General features: G+C 30.3%; 5 protein-coding genes. 3 read left to right on the top strand and 2 right to left on the bottom strand.

What is annotated here, in order from left to right; genetic code table 11:
* Positions 1-2 precede the first annotated feature (2 nt).
* Together ACTT9D_RS06850 and ACTT9D_RS06845 are read left to right on the top strand one after the other, a co-directional pair.
* Positions 3-1040, top strand: coding sequence for a zinc ABC transporter substrate-binding protein (locus ACTT9D_RS06850; RefSeq protein ID WP_440931037.1), 1038 nt, complete (start codon positions 3-5; stop codon positions 1038-1040).
* A gap of 42 nt (positions 1041-1082) precedes the next feature.
* Positions 1083-2081, top strand: a complete 999-nt coding sequence (locus ACTT9D_RS06845; RefSeq protein WP_440931036.1) for an Ldh family oxidoreductase — start codon at positions 1083-1085, stop codon at positions 2079-2081.
* On the opposite strand, the gene xth is transcribed toward ACTT9D_RS06845, so the two are convergent.
* Together xth and ACTT9D_RS06835 are read right to left on the bottom strand one after the other, a co-directional pair.
* Complete coding sequence (xth, locus tag ACTT9D_RS06840) at positions 2073-2849, bottom strand: exodeoxyribonuclease III (RefSeq protein WP_440931035.1); 777 nt, start codon at positions 2847-2849, stop codon at positions 2073-2075. The two genes, ACTT9D_RS06845 and xth, sit on opposite strands and share 9 nt — an antisense overlap.
* On the bottom strand, positions 2849-3166 hold the full coding sequence (locus tag ACTT9D_RS06835; RefSeq protein ID WP_014953219.1) for a HesB/IscA family protein: 318 nt from the start codon (positions 3164-3166) through the stop codon (positions 2849-2851). Before ACTT9D_RS06835 ends, xth begins: the two co-directional genes overlap by 1 nt.
* A 50-nt stretch (positions 3167-3216) precedes the next feature.
* Here ACTT9D_RS06835 and dgt point away from each other — a divergent pair.
* A partial coding sequence (gene dgt / locus ACTT9D_RS06830; RefSeq protein WP_440931034.1) for a dGTP triphosphohydrolase occupies positions 3217-3920 on the top strand: 704 nt, incomplete at its 3' end.

Raw genomic sequence — 3920 nt, 5'->3', positions numbered from 1 at the left:
ACATTAAAAAATTCCCATTTATCTTAACTATTCTATCATTATTAACAATTATTGTACCTGCAAACGCTGAAATTAAAGTAGTAGCTTCAATCAAACCAATTCATTCATTGGTAAGTTATTTGATGGATGGTGTAGGTAAACCTGATTTAATTGTAGATGGATACGCTTCACCTCATGGATTTGCATTGAAGCCGTCACATGCAAAAATGTTACAAAATGCTGATTTAATATTCTGGGTTGGCGAGGATTTAGAAAATTTTTTAGAAAAACCATTAAACTCAATAGCAAAAAAAGGTGAAAAGATAGAATTATTAGAAATTAAAGAGTTAACAAAATTAAAATTCAGAGAAAGAAATATTTTTGATGAACATGATGATCATGGGCACGATGATCATGCAAAAAAAGAAGATGACCATGATGATCACGATCATGATAAAGAGGGTCATAAAGAAGATGACCATGATGATCACGGGCATGATAAAGAGGGTCATAAAGAAGATGACCATGATGATCACGGGCATGAAGGACATGCTCATGGTGAATATGATCCACATATTTGGTTGGATCCAGTGAATGCAAAAGTGATTTTAAGCGAAATGGCAGAGCACTTGATCGAAAATGATCAAAAAAATGAAGCTAAATATAGAGCAAACTTAAAAAAAGCACATAAAGATTTAGATAAACTAACTAAGAAAGTTAAATCTGAATTAAACAAAGATTTCAAATCAATCGTTTTTCATGATGCTTATCAATACTTTGAAAAAAGGTTTGATATAAATGTATTAGGTGCTTTCACTGTAAATACTGATGTTATGCCTGGAGCAGAGCAATTAGCAGAAATTAGAGAAATAATTGAACATGACAAAGTAAGTTGTGTATTTTCTGAGCCTCAATTCAATCCTGATATAATCAAAGCAGTTGCTAAAGATATGAATATTCAGACTGGCGTTATAGATCCTTTAGGAGCTACACTTAACCCAGGCAAAGATTTATATTTTGATTTAATTAGCAACATGTCAAAATCATTTAAAGGTTGTTAAATAAAAATTGATCTTTAGACATAAATAATATCTAATAATGGGATGAGTAAAGTTTCCCTAACACTAGATGAAATATTTGATTTAGCTAAAAAAACATTACTAGCAAATGGATGTGATAATGGTACAGCATCTATCCTTGCAGATTTAATTAGAAATGCTGAAAGAGATGGTTCTTTATCTCATGGTCTCTTTAGATTACCTGCTTATGTTTCAGGATTAAAAAGCGGAAAGATAAATGGAAAAGGAAAACCAGAAGTAAAAAAAATATCACCTTCTGTTATAAAAGTTGAAGGAAATAATAGCTTAGCACCAGTAGTTTTAAATAAAGGATTACCAGAACTTGTTAAAGCAGCTAAAGAAAATGGTGTAGCCGTTTTAGCAATAAACAATTCTCATCACATGGCTGCTATGTGGCCAGAGACAGAAAAATTAGCTGAAGAAGGTTTGGTAGCATTTGCATGTACCTCTTATAAGCCTGCTGTAGCTCCAGCTGGTGCGATTAAACCTTTGTTTGGAACAAATCCAATTTCATTTGCATGGCCTAGACCAGGAAAAACTCCTGTAGTTTATGATATGGCAACAGCATCAATGGCTATGGGCGAAGTTCAAGTTGCCAAGCGAGAAGGTCATAAAGTTCCTTTAGGTACAGGATTAACTAAAGATGGAAAAGAAACAACAGATCCAGGAGAAATTGCAGATGGCGGTGTATTATTACCTTTCGGTGGTTATAAAGGCTCAGCTATTGCAATGATGGTTGAATTAATGGCAGGCGCTTTAGTGGGTGATAATTTTAGTTACGAAACAGCTGCTAAAGATAGCAATAATGGAGGACCACCAAGTGGTGGAGAATTTATTCTAGCAATTTGCCCAAACAAAACTTCAGGTACTAATTGGCAAAAACATTCAGAAGAATTTTTTGAGAAAATGAAATCTATGGGTGAAGTAAGGCTTCCAGGTGAAAGAAGACATAAAAATAGATTAGATACTGGTGCAAGAAATATTAATGAAGAATTAGTTAATAAGATTAAATCTCTAAGCTAAAGTAATCTCAATAGGTGTGTGATCAGAAGGCTTATCTCTGCCTCTTGGATCTTTGTTTATATTAATCTCTTTCACATTATCTATTAAAGAGTTTGATACTAAGAAATGATCAATTCTCATTCCATTATTTTTTTGCCAAGCACCTCTCATATAATCCCAAAAAGTGTATCCTTCTTTATCTTCATAAAAGTGTCTATACACATCATTAAGACCAAGATTTAACATCTCTCTATATTTTTTTCTTATTTCTAATCTAAACAAAGCATCATCTTCAAAACTTTTTGGATTATAAACATCTTCAGCTGAAGGAATGATATTAAAATCACCACCTAAAATAATATTTGAATTTTTTTTACTAAAAGACTTTAGCTGTTTGATTAGTTGATTTATCCAATCTTTTTTATATTCATATTTTTCTGTATCAACTGGATTACCATTTGGAGTATAAATATTAATTAACTGTATTTTCTTTTTTTTATAATCAAGTTCAGCAGAAATAATTCTTGATTGTTTTAATTTATCTTTGATTAAATCTGTTTTTATATTTGTAAGTTTATTTTTTGAAATTATTGCAACTCCATTATAACTTTTTTGTCCAAAAACATGACATTCATAATCCATCGATGCAAAATCATCATAAGGAAAATTAACATCTTCAGTTTTAATTTCCTGCATCATTAGAATTTCAGGTTTATATTTTAATAAATAACTCTTAATATTTTCTATTCGAGCCCTAACCGAGTTAACATTCCAAGATGATATTTTCATTAAAGAGAAAAAGAAACACCACAGCCACAAGAAGATTTTGTTTGTGGGTTAGTAATTTTGAACTGTTCACCAATTAATTCAGATACATAATCTACTTCTGAGCCTTTTAACAAATCTGCAGAAGTCTTATCAATTAAGATATTTTCATAATTTAAATCATCTTCATTTTTACTTTGATCAAAAGTGAATTCATATTGGAAACCAGAGCAACCACCACCTTTGATAGCGATTCTAAAAAAACTTCCCTTATCTTTTTTTGATAATAAATTAGTTATTTGTTTTAACGCTTTATCAGTAAATTTAATTTCTTTAATCATGAATGAACACTGTTATTACTAATATAATACTTAATTTTTATATTTAAAGAATGAAAAACTACTCAAACATTGGGGAATTCAAAAGTAAAGGGAGACTATTTAAAGAATCACTTTCTAAATACAGATCCCCATTTCAAAGAGATAGAGATAGAATTATTCACAGTGCATCATTTAGAAGATTAAAACATAAAACTCAGGTTTTTGTTAATACAGAAGGCGATCATTTTAGAACTAGAATTACACATTCAATTGAAGTTGCCCAGATAGCAAGATCCATTTCAAAATATCTAAAATTGAATGAAGACTTAGCAGAAACTTTAAGTCTTGCTCATGACCTAGGGCATACTCCTTTTGGTCATGCAGGAGAAGATGCGTTAAGCGAATGCATGGAAAATTATGGTGGTTTTGACCATAACTTACAAACATTGAGAATTATTATGTTTTTAGAAAACAAATATCTTAAGTTTGATGGCTTAAATCTTACAATTGAAACTTTAGATGGTTTATTAAAACATAATGGTCCTCCAAAAGATCTTGATTTAGTAGACCAGTTAATTGGACTTCGATCATTTAAAAATATGATCACTTATAAAAATCAGCCCTCATTAGAGGCTCAAATTTCAGCTATATCAGATGATATTGCTTATAATAATCATGATATCCAGGATGGTATAAAAGCAAATTTATTTAAATTGGAAGAGTTAATTGAAATTAAATTTTTTAAAGATATTTATAAAAAATATAAAAACAAAAT

The sequence above is a fragment of the Candidatus Pelagibacter sp. genome (assembly GCF_052049815.1).
Lineage (GTDB): Bacteria > Pseudomonadota > Alphaproteobacteria > Pelagibacterales > Pelagibacteraceae > Pelagibacter.
The sequence above is the reverse complement of the archived record's forward strand: the minus strand, read 5'-3'. Positions and strand labels throughout refer to the sequence as shown.